General features: G+C 72.4%; 2 pseudogenes. Both read right to left on the bottom strand.

What is annotated here, in order from left to right:
- A pseudogene (locus F3J18_RS37770) lies at positions 1–169 on the bottom strand (teicoplanin resistance protein VanZ); the annotation flags it as partial.
- 95 nt (positions 170–264) lie between these two features.
- A pseudogene (locus F3J18_RS38495) lies at positions 265–387 on the bottom strand (teicoplanin resistance protein VanZ); the annotation flags it as partial.

The raw sequence follows: 387 nt of genomic DNA, 5'->3' as shown, positions 1-387 counted from the left end.
TCCAGTAGCGCGGCATCGGCGCGAACAGGTAGTCGAAGGGACCGACGCCGAGCGAGCGCCAGCCGAGGAAGGGATACAGCGAGGCGTAGACGATCAGCGCCGCATACGCGCCGAACAGCCGCCGCGCCAGCAGCGACGGTCCGCGCGGCGGCGGCGCCTCGGGGTTCATCTGGGCGGCTCCGCGCGCGGCCCGCCCGGCACCGCGCCGCTCATCGCGTCGCTCATTGCGCCGCGGTGTTCTGGGCCGACGTCGACCCTCATCCAGTAGCGCGGCATCGGCGCGAACAGGTAGTCGAAGGGACCGACGCCGAGCGAGCGCCAGCCGAGGAAGGGATACAGCGAGGCGTAGACGATCAGCGCCGCATACGCGCCGAACAGCCGCCGCGC

Source organism: Burkholderia sp. Ax-1720 (genome assembly GCF_011753035.1).
Classification (GTDB): Bacteria; Pseudomonadota; Gammaproteobacteria; order Burkholderiales; family Burkholderiaceae; genus Burkholderia; species Burkholderia gladioli.
This window is presented reverse-complemented; position numbering and strand designations above follow the sequence as displayed.